Annotated in this window: 18 protein-coding genes; 9 read left to right on the top strand and 9 right to left on the bottom strand. The window is 43.4% G+C overall.

All coding sequences use genetic code 11. From position 1 onward, the window contains the following. Nucleotides 1-135 precede the first annotated feature (135 nt). The 4 genes from CKK33_RS02695 to CKK33_RS02670 all read left to right on the top strand — a co-directional run bounded on the left by CKK33_RS02695 (nucleotide 136) and on the right by CKK33_RS02670 (nucleotide 4,234). Nucleotides 136-588: a 3-oxoacyl-ACP synthase gene (locus CKK33_RS02695; RefSeq protein WP_095705723.1), complete on the top strand. Its 453-nt coding sequence runs from the start codon at nucleotides 136-138 to the stop codon at nucleotides 586-588. Nucleotides 589-733: 145 nt separating this feature from the next. Next, nucleotides 734-1,153 carry an RNA-binding protein gene (locus CKK33_RS02690; RefSeq protein WP_095702629.1) on the top strand — a complete coding sequence of 140 codons (420 nt, stop codon included), beginning with the start codon at nucleotides 734-736 and terminating at the stop codon, nucleotides 1,151-1,153. Nucleotides 1,154-1,349: 196 nt separating this feature from the next. Next, complete coding sequence (gene frr / locus CKK33_RS02680; RefSeq protein WP_095702627.1) at nucleotides 1,350-1,913, top strand: ribosome recycling factor; 564 nt, start codon at nucleotides 1,350-1,352, stop codon at nucleotides 1,911-1,913. 566 nt (nucleotides 1,914-2,479) lie between these two features. After that, nucleotides 2,480-4,234, top strand: a complete 1,755-nt coding sequence (locus tag CKK33_RS02670; RefSeq protein ID WP_095702625.1) for an ABC transporter ATP-binding protein — start codon at nucleotides 2,480-2,482, stop codon at nucleotides 4,232-4,234. A gap of 79 nt (nucleotides 4,235-4,313) precedes the next feature. Here CKK33_RS02670 and pyrH read toward each other — a convergent pair whose 3' ends face one another. The 6 genes from pyrH to rplM all read right to left on the bottom strand — a co-directional run bounded on the left by pyrH (nucleotide 4,314) and on the right by rplM (nucleotide 9,051). After that, entirely contained in the window at nucleotides 4,314-5,018 is a 705-nt protein-coding gene (gene pyrH / locus CKK33_RS02665) for a UMP kinase (protein WP_095702624.1), read from the bottom strand. A 50-nt stretch (nucleotides 5,019-5,068) separates the two neighbouring features. After that, nucleotides 5,069-6,190 (bottom strand): N-acetylglucosamine-6-phosphate deacetylase, encoded by a 1,122-nt coding sequence (gene nagA / locus CKK33_RS02660; RefSeq protein WP_095702623.1) that lies wholly within the window; start codon nucleotides 6,188-6,190, stop codon nucleotides 5,069-5,071. A gap of 150 nt (nucleotides 6,191-6,340) precedes the next feature. Next, a complete protein-coding gene (gene tsf, locus CKK33_RS02655; RefSeq protein ID WP_095702622.1) occupies nucleotides 6,341-7,192 on the bottom strand; it encodes a translation elongation factor Ts in 852 nt (283 codons plus the stop codon). 147 nt (nucleotides 7,193-7,339) lie between these two features. Further along, nucleotides 7,340-8,176 carry a 30S ribosomal protein S2 gene (rpsB, locus tag CKK33_RS02650; RefSeq protein WP_095702621.1) on the bottom strand — a complete coding sequence of 279 codons (837 nt, stop codon included), beginning with the start codon at nucleotides 8,174-8,176 and terminating at the stop codon, nucleotides 7,340-7,342. A 21-nt stretch (nucleotides 8,177-8,197) separates the two neighbouring features. After that, nucleotides 8,198-8,584: a 30S ribosomal protein S9 gene (gene rpsI / locus CKK33_RS02645; protein WP_095702620.1), complete on the bottom strand. Its 387-nt coding sequence runs from the start codon at nucleotides 8,582-8,584 to the stop codon at nucleotides 8,198-8,200. A gap of 29 nt (nucleotides 8,585-8,613) precedes the next feature. Continuing rightward, nucleotides 8,614-9,051: a 50S ribosomal protein L13 gene (gene rplM / locus CKK33_RS02640; protein WP_095702619.1), complete on the bottom strand. Its 438-nt coding sequence runs from the start codon at nucleotides 9,049-9,051 to the stop codon at nucleotides 8,614-8,616. 308 nt (nucleotides 9,052-9,359) lie between these two features. On the opposite strand from rplM, the gene CKK33_RS02635 reads away from it, so the two are divergent. Continuing rightward, nucleotides 9,360-9,578, top strand: a complete 219-nt coding sequence (locus CKK33_RS02635) for a hypothetical protein (protein WP_095702618.1) — start codon at nucleotides 9,360-9,362, stop codon at nucleotides 9,576-9,578. Continuing rightward, nucleotides 9,575-9,859, top strand: a complete 285-nt coding sequence (locus CKK33_RS02630) for a type II toxin-antitoxin system RelE/ParE family toxin (protein ID WP_095702617.1) — start codon at nucleotides 9,575-9,577, stop codon at nucleotides 9,857-9,859. Before CKK33_RS02635 ends, CKK33_RS02630 begins: the two co-directional genes overlap by 4 nt. Before the next feature lie 52 nt (nucleotides 9,860-9,911). Here CKK33_RS02630 and CKK33_RS02625 read toward each other — a convergent pair whose 3' ends face one another. Further along, on the bottom strand, nucleotides 9,912-10,931 hold the full coding sequence (locus CKK33_RS02625; protein WP_095702616.1) for an aldo/keto reductase: 1,020 nt from the start codon (nucleotides 10,929-10,931) through the stop codon (nucleotides 9,912-9,914). A gap of 116 nt (nucleotides 10,932-11,047) precedes the next feature. On the opposite strand from CKK33_RS02625, the gene CKK33_RS02620 reads away from it, so the two are divergent. Further along, nucleotides 11,048-11,374: a hypothetical protein gene (locus CKK33_RS02620; protein WP_095702615.1), complete on the top strand. Its 327-nt coding sequence runs from the start codon at nucleotides 11,048-11,050 to the stop codon at nucleotides 11,372-11,374. Between the two features lie 35 nt (nucleotides 11,375-11,409). Here the strand turns inward: CKK33_RS02620 and CKK33_RS02615 are convergent, their stop codons facing one another. Both CKK33_RS02615 and CKK33_RS02610 read right to left on the bottom strand, forming a co-directional pair. Next, on the bottom strand, nucleotides 11,410-12,390 hold the full coding sequence (locus CKK33_RS02615; RefSeq protein ID WP_095702614.1) for an acyl-ACP desaturase: 981 nt from the start codon (nucleotides 12,388-12,390) through the stop codon (nucleotides 11,410-11,412). Nucleotides 12,391-12,431: 41 nt separating this feature from the next. Beyond that, the gene (locus CKK33_RS02610) at nucleotides 12,432-13,547 is read right to left on the bottom strand and encodes a glycoside hydrolase family 5 protein (protein ID WP_095702613.1); all 1,116 of its coding nucleotides are present in this window, start codon (nucleotides 13,545-13,547) and stop codon (nucleotides 12,432-12,434) included. Between the two features lie 74 nt (nucleotides 13,548-13,621). Between CKK33_RS02610 and CKK33_RS02605 the strand changes: the two genes are divergently transcribed. Beyond that, nucleotides 13,622-14,968, top strand: a complete 1,347-nt coding sequence (locus CKK33_RS02605) for a sensor histidine kinase KdpD (RefSeq protein ID WP_095702612.1) — start codon at nucleotides 13,622-13,624, stop codon at nucleotides 14,966-14,968. A 35-nt stretch (nucleotides 14,969-15,003) separates the two neighbouring features. Next, nucleotides 15,004-17,091 (top strand): cellulose biosynthesis cyclic di-GMP-binding regulatory protein BcsB, encoded by a 2,088-nt coding sequence (locus CKK33_RS02600; RefSeq protein WP_095702611.1) that lies wholly within the window; start codon nucleotides 15,004-15,006, stop codon nucleotides 17,089-17,091. Nucleotides 17,092-17,133: the final 42 nt, after the last annotated feature.

Genomic DNA, 17,133 nt, shown 5'->3' with positions numbered 1-17,133 from the left:
AGTGCCTCGCATTTACATTGTGATAAGGTTTAGGTTGAAAGTCCCCGGACAGCGAGTGTCCGGGGCTTTTGTTTTTAAGGCGTTTTGTAATTCGCCTTTCAAATGCGCATTTTAGCCATTGTTGTGATATTTTTTATGAGTGAACTAAAGGAAAACCTGCACGCCCTATGTGCGGCTTATGTGCGGCAGCGGATGCAGGCGGCAGAGCAGGCCATAGCCGAAGCGCAGCAGGCACAGGCCGATGATACCAAAAGCAGCGCCGGCGATAAGTATGAAACCGGGCGTGAAATGGCGCAGCAGGAAACCAACCGTAACCTGGCGCAGCTAAACGAGGCCAATAAGCTAATGGTAGCTTTAAATCACCTGCCGCTTAACGGTACGGGAGAAGTTGCCGAAGCAGGCAGCATTGTACATACCAATAATGGGAGTTTTTACCTGGCTATCAGCGCGGGTACTATATCGTATGCAGGTAAAAGTTATATGGCCATATCTCCGGCCTCGCCGCTTGGGCTTTCGCTGAAAGGGAAAAAAGCCGGCGACCGGCTGATTTTAAATGGCAAATCGTATGAAATTATGGCTGTTGAATAGTTAAAAAATCGCTAACCCGTTTATTTTCAAAAAATAAAAACATTTAGTTTCATAAATATTTGTACAATTGATGATTTTCTATTCTATATTTGAAAAAACAAAACTAATGCCGGGTAACAAACCGGTGTGCTAAATTAAATTTTTAATGAACATATTCGTTGGAAGCCTTCCGTACTCTTTACAGGAAGCAGATTTACAAGAGCTTTTTGAAGCTTATGGTGAAGTAAGCACCGTTAAAATTATTATTGACAGAGAATCCGGAAGAAGCAAAGGTTTTGGATTTGTTGAAATGCCGGATGATGAAGCAGCTCAAAAAGCGATCTCAGGCTTAAACGGATCAGAAATAAGCGGCCGTTCAATTGCTGTTAGCCAGGCTGAAAACAAAAAACCTGCCGGTGGTGGCGGTTTTGGCGGTGGTAACCGTGGTGGTGGTTACGGCGGCGGCGGCAACCGTGGCGGTGGCTACGGCGGCGGTGGTAACCGTGGTGGTGGCTATGGCGGCGGTGGTAACCGTGGTGGTGGCTATTCTAAAGATAACAACAGGGGCGACGACCGTTGGTCATAATATTTAAGCAAAGGCACCGGTAACCCGGTGCCTTTCTTTATTGCTATAAACACGCTGTTAACCGCGGCGTGCTTTTTTATGCGCCAAACTTTGGGGCAAACAACAATGCTATTTGCTACGTTTTATGGCAAACAAAGTAGGTGGCTGTTAGCCGCTTTCATACTTTTTGCTATTTTTGTGAAAAATCAGAAACCCGATGAGCGAACTCATTAAGAAACAAGTAAATGATGCAAAGGCTTTAATGGAAAAAGCTATTGCCCATACAGACAGTGAATTAAACAAGATACGTGCAGGTAAAGCCAGCCCATCTATGCTGGACGATGTTGTGGTTGAATACTATGGTACGCCAACCCCGCTAAGCCAGGTAGGCAGTGTTACCACTCCGGATGCCCGTACTATTGTTGTACAGCCTTGGGAAAAGAATTTGTTACCAGCTATTGAAAAAGCGATCAAGGAGGCTAATCTTGGTGTTAATCCACAGAACGATGGTGTAATTATCCGCATCAATGTACCGCCATTGACAGAAGAGCGTCGCCGCGACCTGGTTAAGAAAGCCAAGGGCGAGGCTGAAAGCGGTAAAATTGCTATACGTAACATCCGTAAAGATGCTAACGAAAAAATTAAGAAACTGAAATCAGAAGGTGTTTCTGAGGATGAGATAAAAACAGGCGAAGGCGAAGTGCAAAAGCTTACCGATGCTTACATTGTAAAGGTTGACCAATTGACAGAAGTAAAAGAAAAAGACATCATGACTGTTTAATCTCGTTGTGAATATGATATGAAAGGGATGGCCAAAAGCTATCCCTTTTTTGTTTATAAAAAGCTTACCTTAAACAATATTATCACGAGTATTAACAGATGAAACCCTTTTATTTTTTTATCATAATCGCCTCTCTTTTTTCATGCAGATCGTCTTCAAAGAAATATGGTTTTTTAAGTACTCGTATTGATTCCGCGCCTGCACTTGACACATCTAAAGGTGGGGTTGATCCGATCTCGCTTGGATTTCGTTCTTATTTTATAACGAATAACTCAAATAGTTACAAAATAAAATTTGTGTGTAAAGCGTATGTGCAACAGCCCGATAAACATGTTAAAGAATATAGTGAGGAGCATATTTTGGCGCCACATCTGTCAGAGAAATTGAAAATGGATAGTTCACTACATAACAAAGTCCTCAAGTATGATATCGTTAATGCTGAATTGATAGAGTAATCGTGCTTTCGAAAAAGCCAGCTTAAGTTTATTAAACGATAACCTTATTGTCAAATTAAAGCGAATGAAACACATAGGGCTATTCCTTTAGTATTTTTGCTGACGAGAAAAATGAATATACTTATCAGTTACCTAAAAAAGCATCGCTGGATAGTTATCCTGGCCTTGTTTTTAGCCGCCATGAACATTGGCTTTTCACTGCTTGACCCTTATATCACCGGTCGCATAGTTGACAGTGTTATTGAAAAGCGTACAACGCTGCACGAGAGCGAATACTTTCATCGTGTAATTACCCTGGTGGGGATGGCCATCGGCGTAGCCATGGTATCGCGTATAGCTAAGAACTTCCAGGATTATTTTACCAATATCATCACGCAGAAAGTTGGGGCCGAAATGTATGCCGATGGTCTTAAGCACTCGCTTGAGCTGCCTTACCAGGTTTTTGAAGATCAACGCAGCGGCGAAACCCTCGGGATACTGCAAAAAGTAAGGCTGGATTGCGAAAAGTTTATCACCTCTTTTATCAGCATCCTGTTTGTTTCCATCATCGGGATGGTGTTTGTAATGGTTTATTCGGTTTCGGTAAGTTACCAGGTACTGTTGGTATATGTAGCAGCTATACCCATTATCTCCTTTGTGAGCATGGCCATGAGCAGGCGTATCAAACGCATCCAGAAAAACATTGTAAAAGAAACCACCGCGCTGGCCGGTTCAACTACCGAATCATTACGGAATATCGAGCTCATTAAAAGCCTTGGTTTGGCCAAGCAGGAAATTAAGCGCCTTAACGCCACTACCTATAAGATATTAGACCTTGAGCTAAAGAAAGTAAAGTATGTACGTAGTATGAGCTTTGTACAAGGTACAACCGTTAACCTGGTGCGCAGCGCCATGGTGGTAGTGCTGTTGATGCTTATTTTCCGCGGGAGCATATCACCGGGGCAATATTTCAGCTTCCTGTTTTATTCGTTTTTCTTGTTTAACCCTTTGCAAGAGCTGGGCAATGTAATTTTAAGCTGGCGCGAAGCTGAGGTATCATTAGCTAATTTCAAAAATATCCTGAGCATCCCTATCGATAAAAAGCCCGAAAAACCTGTTCTGCTGGAAAAAATTCAGCAATTAACATTTACTGATGTTAGCTTTAAACACCTTACGGCCAACCGTAATGCCTTAAACCATATTAGCTTTAATGTGAATACGGGTCAAACCATAGCGTTTGTAGGACCTTCCGGTTCGGGAAAAACCACGCTGGTAAAATTATTGGTAGGGCTGTACCAGCCGGGGCAGGGCGATGTGCTTTATAATAACACACCCAGCAAAGAGATAGACCTTGACCAGTTACGTGAGCGCATTGGTTTTGTAACGCAGGACACGCAATTATTTTCGGGTACCATCCGCGAGAACCTGCTGTTTGTGCGCCCTGACGCTACCGATGAAGAATGTTTGAACGTATTGCAGCGGGCGGCATGCCAAACCCTGATGGCCCGTGCAGATAAAGGCCTGGACACCGTAATTGGAGAAGGTGGTGTTAAGGTATCGGGAGGCGAAAAACAGCGCCTTTCTATAGCCCGTGCATTGCTGCGCAAGCCGGATATACTGGTTTTTGATGAGGCTACCTCATCACTTGATTCTATTACCGAGGAAGAAATTACCGATACCATACGTGATGTATCTGTACTGAACGACCACGTTACCATACTGATCGCGCACAGGCTTTCGACCATTATGCATGCCGACTGTATTTACGTGCTTGAGAAGGGGAACATCATCGAGTCGGGCAAGCACCATGATCTGTTAGACCAGAAAGGTTTGTACTACGCCATGTGGCGCCAGCAGATAGGCGAAAAGCATGAGATAGACGCGTAATTGCACTCTTTTGAGAGAATAGGATTATATACAAAAAAGCCCTGCTGATTTCAGCAGGGCTTTCTTTTTAGCTTATCTTTTATTTTACCAGCGTACCTATCGGTTCACCTTTGGCAATCTTCATGAAGTTACCTTCTTTGTTCATATCAAAAACGATGATAGGGAGCTTGTTCTCCTGGCATAGGGTAATGGCAGTCATGTCCATTACGTTTAAACCTTTATCATACACTTCCTGGAACGATATCTCGTCGTAACGGGTAGCGGTAGGGTCTTTCTCCGGGTCGGCAGTATATATACCGTCCACACGGGTACCTTTCAATACCACGTCGGCCTTTATTTCAATAGCACGTAAAGAGGCCGCGGTGTCTGTAGTAAAATACGGATTACCGGTACCGGCACCGAATATCACGATCTTATCGCACTCGAGATGGTGCATGGCGCGGCGGCGGATGTATGGCTCACAGATCTGCTCCATTTTTATGGCGGATTGCAGGCGAGTATCTACGCCAATGCTTTCCAATGCATTTTGGAGTGCCATGCAATTAATTACTGTTGCCAGCATGCCCATATAATCGGCCTGGGCGCGTTCCATTCCCGACTTTTCGGCGCTTAAACCGCGGAAAATATTGCCACCGCCAACTACAATAGCAATTTCAATTCCCTGATCTTTTACGGCTTTTATGTCCTGCGCGTATTGCAGAACCTGCTTATTATCAATACCATACTGGCGTTCACCCATGAGTGATTCGCCGCTAAGTTTCAGAAGTACTCTTTTGTATTTCATTTAAACGGAAGATTTACCAAAAATAGAGAATAAATGGTATTGTTAAAATTTTATGTGTTAATGGTTAAGTAATTGCCCTGTATAATGGTGGCAAGTGTTTCATAATGAGCGTTAAAAACAATCAGATCGGCATCATAACCCTCACGGATGCTACCCTTGGTTTCCTTGTTTGCGAGTTGGGCTGGGTAAAGTGAGGCCATGTTAACCGCTTCGGCCAGTTCAATTCCCACCTTTTCCACACAGTTTTGTACCGCCTTTAGCATGGTTAAGCTCGAGCCGGATAGTGTGCCGTCAGGCATTACGTATTTGTTGCCCTCCAGGCGGTGTTGGTAGGTGCCTTCAGTAGCCGCAGTTACGGCGTCTGTGATCAGGAATAGCCTATCGCCCAGTTCGCGCTTTGCCAGGCGTATCATAGGCCAGTCAACGTGGTTGCCGTCGGCTACGATACTGGTGTATGGGCGTTCCTCAAATATAGCGGGTATATAGCCCGGCTCGCGGTGGTGCATTTGCGGCATAGCGTTAAAAAGATGCGTAACGGCAGGGATGGGTTTGTTTAAAAACCTCTTACCTTGATCGTAAGTAGCATTGCTATGGCCTGATGACAGGATGATGCCCTGTGCGAGCAGGTAATTGATCACTTCCTGGTCCTGTAGTTCAGGCGCTATCGTCATCATAGAGATAACACCTTCAGCCCGTTCCACCCAGCCTTTAACCTCTGCTAAAGTTGCTTTTTTAATATACTTTTCAGGATGCGCGCCACGTTTGGCCGCATTGAGATATGGCCCTTCCAGATGCACGCCCCAGAAATTACCGCGTGCGTTAGCGAGATACGCTTTTGCCGTGTCGATCCCGGCCTCTACAATATCGTTGGTGTTAGTACCTATGGTGGCGAAGAAGCCGGTAGTGCCCTGGTTAAGCAGGTCGTCTTCCATGCGTTGCAGCGCCGATATTTCCGGCTTGCCGGCAAAGAGTTTGCCGCCACTGCCATATATCTGCAGGTCTATTAAACCCGGCGCAAGGTAAGCGCCGTTAAGATCTTTCCTGGCAGCATCAGCAGGTATGGCCTGCTCATCAACTATAGCTTTTATTTTGCTGCCCTCTATCAGGACTGCTTTTCCTGAAGTGATGGTGCCGTTGGTAATGAGTTTGAGATTGTGCAGTGCAGTGCTCATTGGTAAAGCTCCCTCCGAATCTCCCCTAAGAGGAGACTTTTTGTTTTTAATTGTGAATGTCCCTTTTACAACAAAGCCCTCCCTACCGGGGAGGGTTGGGTGGGGCAAACAAAAAAAATCCCCCTCGGTAAGCCGAGGGGGATAATACGATTAAGCTCCTAAAGCAACTCGCTTAAATGCGGTAACTGTAAGGCCTTTTTCAACAGTATCAAGGAACTGGCTAACGTTCTTAGAAGAATCTTTAACAAACTCCTGGTTTAATAAAGTTGAGTCTTTGTAGAATTTGTTCAGTTTACCGGCGGCGATCTTCTCAACCATTTCTTCCGGTTTACCTTCCGCACGGATCTGATCTTTAGCGATAGCTAACTCACGCTCGATAGTAGTTGAATCAACACCGTCTTTATCAACCGCAACAGGGTTCATAGCGGCAATTTGCATAGCTACGTCTTTACCAGCTTCGTCAGCACCGGTAGCAGCTTTGTTTAAAGCTACCAATACCGCTAAACGGTAGTTACCGTGGATGTAAGCAACAACTTTTTCGCCTTCAAGAACTTCGTATTTTGATACGCCGATCTTTTCGCCGATCTTACCTGTTTTGTCAACAGTAGCGTCGCTGATCTTTACGCGTGCGTTCTCAACGTCAATTTCTAAAGCGTTAAGTTCTTCAAGCGATTTTGGGTTAGCCTGTACAGCAGCGTTAGCGATCTCGTTACCAAAAGCAACGAATTCAGCGTTCTTAGCCACGAAGTCGGTTTCGCAGTTAAGCTCGATGATCACACCACGTTTGCCATCTTCTGAAGTACGTGCGATAACCACACCTTCGTTTGACTCACGGTCCTGGCGGCTTGCGGCAACTTTAGCGCCTTTTTTTCTTAAGTAATCAATTGCAGCTTCAAAATCACCATTGGTTTCAGTTAAAGCTTTTTTGCAATCCATCATACCCGCACCGGTTTGCTGGCGCAGTTTATTTACGTCTGATGCAGAAATTTGTACTGTAGACATTTTATTTTTTGTTAAGTAGTGAGTAGTGAGTGGAGAATGGTTCTATGTGTGAATCGCCAAACACTAATATTTTTTAAATCAATAAGTGGTGAATAGTAAACAGGGAGTAGTAAAACTCACCATTCACTAATCACCACTCATTAAATATTACTCTTCTGTAGATTCAGCAGTTGGGGTACCAGCTTCAGCTTCTTCGGCTACCCTTTTTGCGCCACGTGCGCCTGAAGTTGCTTCAGGAGCATCAGCTTTCGCTTTTGCAGCAGCTGCTTCTTTTTCAGTTTCGTCTTCTTTCTCGCGTTTGCGCTCATCCAAACCTTCTTCGATAGCTTTGATGATGATACCGGTGATCAAAGAGATCGATTTGGTTGCGTCATCGTTAGCCGGGATAGGGAAGTCGATGTTAGATGGGTCAGAGTTGGTATCAACCATCGCGAAAGTCGGGATGTTCAGCTTTAAAGCTTCTGATACGGCGATGTGCTCTTTCTTAACATCGATGATGAATAAAGCAGCAGGTAAACGGTTAAGATCAGAGATACCACCTAAAAGGGTTTCTAATTTAACGCGCTCGCGCTGTATCATTAAACGCTCTTTCTTAGAAAGAATAGCGTAAGTACCGTCTTTAGTCAGTTTATCGATGTTTGACATCTTTTTGATTGACTTACGTACGGTAGCGAAGTTGGTTAACATACCACCTAACCAACGCTCGGTGATGTAGGGCATGTTTACGCTTTTCGCGTAATCGGCAACAATATCCTTAGCTTGTTTTTTGGTAGCTACGAATAATACTTTGCGGCCTGATTTTACTATTTGTTTGATAGCAGCAGCGGCTTCTTCAACCTTTGCTAATGTTTTATTTAAATCGATAATGTGGATACCGTTACGCTCCATGAAAATGTACTGAGACATTTTCGGATCCCATTTGCGGGTAAGGTGACCAAAGTGTACACCTGCATCCAGTAAATCCTGATATGTTGTTCTTGCCATTGTTTGTGTCCTCCTTTGATATTAACGTTTACTGAATTGGAATCTTCTGCGAGCTTTTCTGCGACCTGGTTTTTTACGCTCAACCATACGGTCGTCACGTGTCATTAAACCTTTAGCACGCAGAGCCGGTTTTTTCTCCGGATCCAGTTCAACAATGGCTTTAGCGATAGCTAAACGAACGGCCTCAGCCTGTCCTTTTACACCACCACCTGCTACGTTTACTTTAACATCAAATTTACCTGCAGAACCAGAAACTTCTGTAGACTGGGTAACAATGTATTGTAAAGGCAAAGTAGGGAAGTACTCTTTGTAATCTTTACCGTTAACGGTAATAGCGCCATTACCCTCGCTTAAGTAAATGCGGGCAACAGCGGTTTTTCTTCTGCCTGAAGTGTTAGTTGTTGGCATTGTGTTTTTTCTCCTTTTAAAATTGAAAGTTAAATGGTTTTAGGATTTTGAGCGGCGTGTGGATGCTCGGCACCAGCGTAAACATGCAGGTTGCCATAGATAGCACGGCCCAAACGGTTTTTAGGTAACATACCACGAACCGCTTTTTCAATTACGCGCTCCGGATGTTTTGCCATTAACTCCTTAGGAGAAATGAAACGCTGACCACCTGGGTAACCAGTGTATGAAACATATTGCTTGGTAGCAAATTTGTCTCCTGTCAGTCTTACCTTGTCTGCATTAATAACGATAACGTTATCACCGCAGTCTACGTTTGGGGTGAATCCTGGCTTATGTTTACCTCTGATCATCATAGCGATCTTAGTACACAAGCGCCCCAAAATCTCATTGTTAGCGTCAACAACAACCCATTCTTTATTAACGGTTTTCTTGTTGGCTGAGACAGTTTTGTAACTTAACGTATTCACTTGCTTTAAATTAAATAATTAAACGTTTTTGTAAACCCCGTATTTTCGGGACTGCAAAGATACGCTTAATTGTTTAATTTACAAGTAGGTTGTGATTTATTTTGGAGAGGGCGGCGTTGGTTAATTTGTTGAGGATAAACAGATGGATAGAAAACTTAATGCAGGCTTAATATGTACTAATATGATGGCGTTGCCTTTGGCCCTGGCTTTCCGCTCATAATACGCAGGCTTTAGGCGCGAGGGTAGGTATCCGCTACAATCCCCTAACGAAATTGCAACAATCAACAATAAAATACTTAAATTTGGATATGGACATCCAGACCGAAAAAATCGAATTAGCAAAACGGTTGCTTGAAACAAATGATGAACTGATCTTACGACAGATCAAGGACATCCTGGAAGGTGTTGAGTGGAATGATTTGCCTGACCACGTACAAGCCGGAATTAAACGAGCCCAACAACAAGCCACTGAAGGCCTGTTAGCCCCGCACGATACGGTAATAAAGAAATACGACAAGTATTTATGAGTCGTACAGTTGCCTGGACGCCCGAAGCAACCGAAACTTTCGATATTATAGTTGAGTTGATTGAAACTAAATGGGGCTTTGCATCTGCACAAAAGTTTGTTCGCACGGCTAATCAAACCATTTTAACACTGGCTTCCCATCCCGAAATGTTTGTAACTGTAAAGGGCCAAACCATACGGCGGGCCTTCATTACCAAACAAACTTCATTATTTTACGAAATAACCGAACAACAGATAATTCTGCTCTACTTTTGGGATAATCGGCAAGAACCAATTTTATAGATCTTATTGATAAATCCGAAGCTATAGCGCTCGTAAAGTTATTCACTGCAACCTACCGTTTCTCCACCCTATCATAAAACCCGCCGAACGAATTCATTTTCACGGCATCCTCGTTAAAGAAATCTCCGGGGAAGCCTAATTCAATTTTACTGGCTTCGTCAAGTTTGGCAATGTGCTCAGGCGTTAGTGTTACATCAACTGTTTTCAGGTTGTCTTTTAATTGGTCTACTTTGGTGGCGCCAACAATGGGGATACATTGGAAACCTCTGCTTATGGTCCATTGTAAGGCAACGTGGCTTTCTGATACGCCTAACTCCTGTGCTATTTCCATTACCACGCGGGTTATCTTTTCAGCTTTATCATTCAAGCGTTTACTATCGGGCTTTATGCGGCCTTTTTCGCCTTTGAGGTATTTACCGGTTAGCGCGCCGCCGGCAAGTGGCGCCCATGGCGTAACAGTCATGCCGAAGTGTTTGGCCATGGGTATCAGTTCGCGTTCGGCGGTACGGGCAAGCAAGCTGTATTCTACCTGTAAGGCAATAAATTGGCTCCAGCCCATTAGCTCGGCCAGGGTGTTACCTTTGGCCACTACCCATGCGGGAGTATCGCTTATGGCGGCATAGGTAACCTTTCCCTGGCGAATGAGGTCATCCATACCACGCAGCACTTCGTCTATCGGTGTTATGTCGTCCCAGATGTGCAGGTAAAGTACATCAATAAAATCCGTTTTTAAACGTTTGAGGCTTTCCTCAACGCTGCGCATCATGTTTTTGCGATTGTTGCCGCTGGCGTTTACGTTGGTTTGGTTATCCTTTAAGGTATACTTGGTAGCTACCACAAAATGGTCGCGGTCGTGGTTGCTCAGGTAATCGCCAATGATCTTTTCGCTGGTGCCTAATTTGTAAATATTGGCAGTGTCTAAAAAGTTACCACCTGCCTCGGCATAGGCATCCATAATTTTGAAACTGGTATCGGCATCAGCGCCCCAGCCGGCCTCGGTGCCAAAGCCCATGGTGCCTAAACAAAGTTCGGATACTTTAAGGCCCGAGCGGCCCAGCAATTTATATTTCATGGCGTGTAGTGTTTATTAATTAACGGCAGTACAAAGCTGCTGTTTTTAAACATTAAATAAAAGGTGCTTTAAACAATCACCGTTGCCCGCTTGTAAATAATAAAAACGCATTAGACATGAAGATCATCACCCTGCATAAACCAATAGCAACGGAAAAACTATATAACCACATCAAAGATCAGCTTAATCCGCTGTTTCGTAAACAGCGCCAAAGCGACCTTAAATTTCTCGTTGAAAACACGCCGGAAGGTATTAAAATATTACAGCCGGAATTTTACGATGGCCCTTTATATATCATCGCCGTTCAGGACGATGAGCTGTGGATAACCCGCAACGAGAATTATGTGGATGATGTAAACTCAGTCACCATTGAATCCATCCTGAATTTGCTTTTTGACGATCTTTCAGGAAAGTTAGGGACAGATTTGGTGGAGGAAGGGTAATAAAAAAGCCTCTTCGCAGAGGCTTCAATAATTTTTTATCCGTTTATCCAGCTGAATTTGTATTCCAGCATGGGGTTCTTCATCCGGTCGGCAACACGCAGTAACCTATCCGGCAGGGCCATGATGTAATCGCGGGCCTTTTCACCGTCCTCTTTAAGGTCGGTAATGCTGGCAATGTGCCAGTCGGCTATTAATTCTTTTAGTATGTCTACGTAATCAATTGCTGTATAAATCCCCAGGCGTTGCGCGGCATCTGTAAAGTGGCCAAAGGTTTGGCCGATCTTCAAGCCTACTTCACGAAGGAAATGCGCCGGCATAACGATCTTTTTACGCATCATGTCTTCAAATGCCAGCATGGCTTCGTTCGGGTCAACCTCAAAAGTACGCTCAATAAAATATTTGTAAGCTTTAGCATGGCGGGCCTCATCGCCGGCAATAACACCACACATTTTTGACAGCAAAGTATCGCCTGCTTTTTTTGCCTGCGATGCCACCCTGCGGTGCGATACGTTGGTAGCCAGTTCCTGGAACGAGGTATAAATAAAGTTACGGTAAGGATCGTGCCCGGTTCCTATGTCAAAACCATCGGCAATAAGGTATTGGGTTGATACTTCCATGGCGCGCATATCAACGCGGCCGGTAAGGTATAAGTATTTGTTAAGCAGGTCACCGTGGCGGTTCTCTTCGGCGGTCCAGTGGCGGGTCCACTTCATCCAGCCGCCTTCCTCGTCATCGCTAACACCTTCAACCATGGTTAACCATGATTCATAGGTGGGCAGCGCTTCTTCGGTAATAGTATCGCCAATTAAAACCGCTACCAGATCATATGACAGGCCCTTCGCGCTTTCCTGTAATTCTTTTATCTCACTGAAAAACGTATCTCTTGACGCATCAGGCAAAAAGTCTGACGGCTGCCAAATGGTATCTATAGGCTTTAAGTACTCATTCATCTTTTCCAGCATGAACTTTTCTATATGCTTCATCACCTCTCTGCGTTTTTCTTCGAAAAATTTCATATATCCTAATTGATGTGCAAAGTTAATTATTTTAATGTATTTTATTTAGAACCATTATAACCTATCGCCTGTTTCATGCAGTCAGGCAAATTGTTAAGTGAAGGTTCGCCGCTAAAAATACTGAAATTGCTGTTATAGTCCCAAAGTATGCCGGGGATGCCCATTTGCTTTAGATTTTGCCTTACTGCCTTTATATAGCGGCAACGGCTATCGAGGTCGGCATATTTATTATATACGCCATATTCGCCGCAAATAATAGGTACATCATACTTATTACCCCACTGTTTGGCAATCTGCAGCTTGTCATGCACGGCCTGGGCGTTGCCATCTTTAGCATACTGGTAATAATTAGTTTCGCCCCAGGTACCTTTGGTTTTAGGGTTCATGGGCGGGTAAGCGGCTGCATCATAGGGGAAGGGTATCCCGGTTGTGGCTACCTGCTCTCCTACCCAATCCGCGCCCTGGTGGGTAAACAAAAAGGGTTCATAAAAATGGAACGTGTAGATGATGTTCTCATCGGCCAGTCGCTCCATTCGGCTCAGCTCATATATGCTGTTAAAGTTGGATGCGCCAACCAGCAAAGTGCGGCGCTTATCCACCCGCCGTATAGCCGTTACAATATTATAAGCGGCATCATGCCACACTTTGGGGTCCATGTGTGGTGGCTCGTTGTAAATCTCAAAAAAAACTTTATCCGGATTTTCCCGTATGTATCTCCTGGTTAACTTTAACCATAATGAAATTATTTTGGGAGTTTCGGTTAAATAGTTATAATCTGTAAGTTTACCGTAGTGAAAATCTATAATGATATTAAAACCATACTTATTACATTGTTCCAAAACATCATCAATTTGTGCAAATACTTTCTCATCGGCAATCCTGCTATCTTCAAAGTATTCAAAGGCTACCGGTAGCCTCAGCGTGGTAATGTTTAATTTTTTCAAAAGCTCAAAACCTGAGGGTTTAATAGGCTTTTCATCTAAAACTTTGCTATTCCAGGTTTGTTCGAGCCAGGAAAGGCTGATTCCATTATTAAGCGAGCGTGCACGCATGAAGGCTGTTTGCCTGGTGCTCTGCTGCGTTGGAGTGCTTTTTGCATGTGCGGGTAATACATACATGGCAAGTTGTGCCAATGTTGCCAAAAATGGCAATGCCATATTTAAAAACTTATTTCTCACAATTCTTAATCACCCCTATTGAGAGTTGACTATATAAATAATAAAGGATACAAATGTTTGTTCAAATTTCAAAAGAGGAATATAAAAAGGAGATATCAAAAAAAGCCTGGTATCAAACTAATAATATTATCTGGACAATAATATTTCTATATCCCATATTCAGCGTTGTTGATTTTATATACGCCCCCAACATATGGCTGCAATTTCTAATTGTGCGTATTATTACCATATTAATTATATATGGTTTATACAGCCTTTTCCAGGCGCGTAAATACAACTACCGTACGCTTTTGCATATTTGTTTCTTTATCCTTTCGGCCACCTGCGCTTTGCTTTGCAATATTGTAAATATACAACAGCAAACTACTTACTATTTGATATATGCCGTGGTTATCCTGTTTTTTAACCTACAGGTATTTTGGGAGCCCATCAACTCAATAGCGCAAGGCCTTATCGCTTTGTTGCTACTGGCCGTTTTTTATAATATTTTTAGCGAGTACAGCCTTGACATGGTTATCAACAACGGTGGCTCCATGTTCTTTATTATCGCTTTCTTATCATGCCTGGTGCCCAACGCGCGCTACAAGGTAATTGCCCGCGATGTACGGTCGCAGATATTGATTGAAAAATCAAACGAGCAGTTAAAGGAACAAAACCAGAATATCAACGAAAAAAACAACATTATTGACCGCCAGTATGAGCAACTGCGCAAGCTTGACGATCAGAAAAATAACTTCATTAACATTGCCGGGCACGACCTTAAAAACCTCATAGGCCAGATCGTGATGAGCAACAACATGCTGCGTGAGGAAGATTACCGGTTGAGTAACGACCAGAAAGAGTATTCCAGCTTTATTGGTGAGGCATCAGAGAAAATGCAGTATATGCTTAACAAGCTGATGGATGTGAAGGAGATAGAATCGCCGGACATGAAGTTTAACATGGAAATATTTGATATTAACCATGAGGTAACACAGGTGTTTAGAGGGTTGCAGGAAACCGCTAGTATGAAGAATATCCACCTGGTAGATAATATCCTTAAACTACCGCTTAATGTAAAACTGGACAAGGTTTTTGTTGGGCAGGTTTTCCAAAACTTACTTTCAAACGCTATTAAGTTTTCGCAAACCAATAACAGCATAAAGGTAGTTACCAGCCTGCAACGCCAGAAATTTGTATTTGAAATTATTGACGAAGGCGTACCCATTGGGCAGGACGAATTGGATATGATGTTTAACAAGTTAAAAACACTTAACGAAGCATCGGGCAATATAGAAAGCCGGCTTGGCTTGGGCCTTTCCATTGCCAAACTCATGACACAGGAACTTGGCGGCGAACTCACTTACCGCAGCAACGATAACGGAAACTATTTCAGGGTAGAGTTCTACGTAATAAATTAATAAGCTTATAATATCGAAACTAACGCTATAATCTGATGAAAAGATTTTTCACTCTTCTGGCTTTTTTACTTTTAACCGCGGGGGCATTTGCGCAAAACTTCAAGATCATCTCATTTAAGGCAATGGGCCATAATGACGATGAGCCTATTTTTGGTATGAGCGGTGCAACCTCTTTCTATTTTAAAATTACGCCGCAATATGAGATGAATGGCAGTAAACTGGTGTTGTTTATTGAGCCTTCTCAAGCGCTTATTCGTGAAAAATCATACATCAACCTGTTTATAGGCACAAAACCGGTATATAGCGGCCATTTAACAAAAGACTCTATACAGCGTATACAAATTAATCTGAGCCGTGCCGATGTGCCCGCTGATAATTATCTCAAGATACAGGTGAAAACGGCACTTTCTATTACTGATGACCAGTGCCGCGATTTAGATAACCCTGCCATGTGGGTAAGAGTTAAGAACTTCTCGCACCTTGCCCTGGTAAAAAGTAATAAGAACTTTTTTAATAACGTAAACATCAGCAATTGCTTTGATACCAAAACCGCCATTGTATATAATACCAACCCTACCCTGCATGACCTTAAAGCGGTAGCCTGGGCTTACTCGCGTTTGAAAAAAACACAGCAGCGTAACATCGGCGTTTACCAGATAGATCAGCTGCCTGATAGTGTGCGTAATTATATCCTGGTGGGTAACATCAACTCATTACCTGCCGATAAGCGCAGCCTTATTAAGGTTACCCCGCAAAGTAACCAGGGTTTGCTTTACCTCAATAAATCTGTTAGCACTATAATGGATACCATTACTAATATGGTAAATGTAAACGGAAAATTTGTACCGACGAGATCTGTGTCGCAGGAAGTTGTGCCTACCGAGATATTATTTGTTACCGGTGGCGACGATGCCGGATACGAAAAAACCATTACCGCCCTGGGTAACATGAATGTGCTTAACTCTACCTTTGGCGACTACTTGCTGGTGAATAAGGCGCAAAACACCTTCTTTAAAACCATTGATGAGAACCGCTCTAAACTATCATTGAAACAGATAGGTGGTACCAGCGATTTCTTATCAGGTATTGGTTCATTAAAAAGCGCTTTCAACTTTAAAAACTCCGATTTTAGCTTTACACCCAAAGAGGTAGAGATACGCGTAGTGGCCAACTACAGCAGCCTTAACCCCGGCGACCGTGGTTTCTTTAACATCTACCTAAACGGGTTGCTAATCAGCAGCGAAAAGCTGGATGCATCCGGTAAGCTTAATACTTCGGTAACCATTAACCGTTACCAGCACCATAAATACAATACGCTGGAGTGCGAGTTCCGTTTTTACCCCAACAGTGGTAACTGTAAAAACAGCTTCACCAATTTCTTCGCCGAGATTGATGTGGACAAATCTTACCTGGAGTCAAAAAACCCGTTCATTACCAGCGACCTGAGCTTTTACCAGTACCCCGAAGCATTTAACAGTGGTACTACTCGTATAGTGGTTTCTAAACCGTATGCCCGCTACGCGGCGGGTGCCATGGGCGAGATCATTTATGAGCTAAACAATAACATCAACGCTAATAATTTCCCTGAGTTCTCTTACTCTGATGAGATGACAGCCGCTGATCTGAAAAAGAACAACATCATAGCGCTGTTAAGCAAGGATGATAAGATGATGAAGGAGTTTCCTGACGCGCCAATTAGCTTTGAGCGTAATTTCAGGCTCTACAACACGGATAATAATACGGTGGTTTACTCCTTGTCTGACACCACATCAAACGGCCTTGCGCAAATATTTTACGGCCGCAGTAACAACGCAACACTGGTGTTAACCGCTACGGGTACTCATTTGGCCGAGGCTTTCCTGGCGGCGTCCAAGTCTATTACCGAGCAGTTATCCACGCTATCGAGCAACGTTTGTATATCCGATGTAAATAATAACAAATACCTGTTCAATATCAACAAATCAAGCGATAACCTCGAATATATTGATACTAAGAGCGCGTTAACCCGTTTCTGGGATACGTATAACCTGTATATCCTGTTAGGTATATTGGTGCTTATCCTGCTATCGTTCCTGTACATACGTTCGCGCGTACAAAAATCACAGGAGTTATTTAACGACTAATAATTGCTCATTACGTAAGGTGATGGTAGTTGAGGCAAGTTT

The organism is Mucilaginibacter sp. MD40, from assembly GCF_002288635.1.
Taxonomy (GTDB): domain Bacteria; phylum Bacteroidota; class Bacteroidia; order Sphingobacteriales; family Sphingobacteriaceae; genus Mucilaginibacter.
The sequence above is the reverse complement of the archived record's forward strand: the minus strand, read 5'-3'. Positions and strand labels throughout refer to the sequence as shown.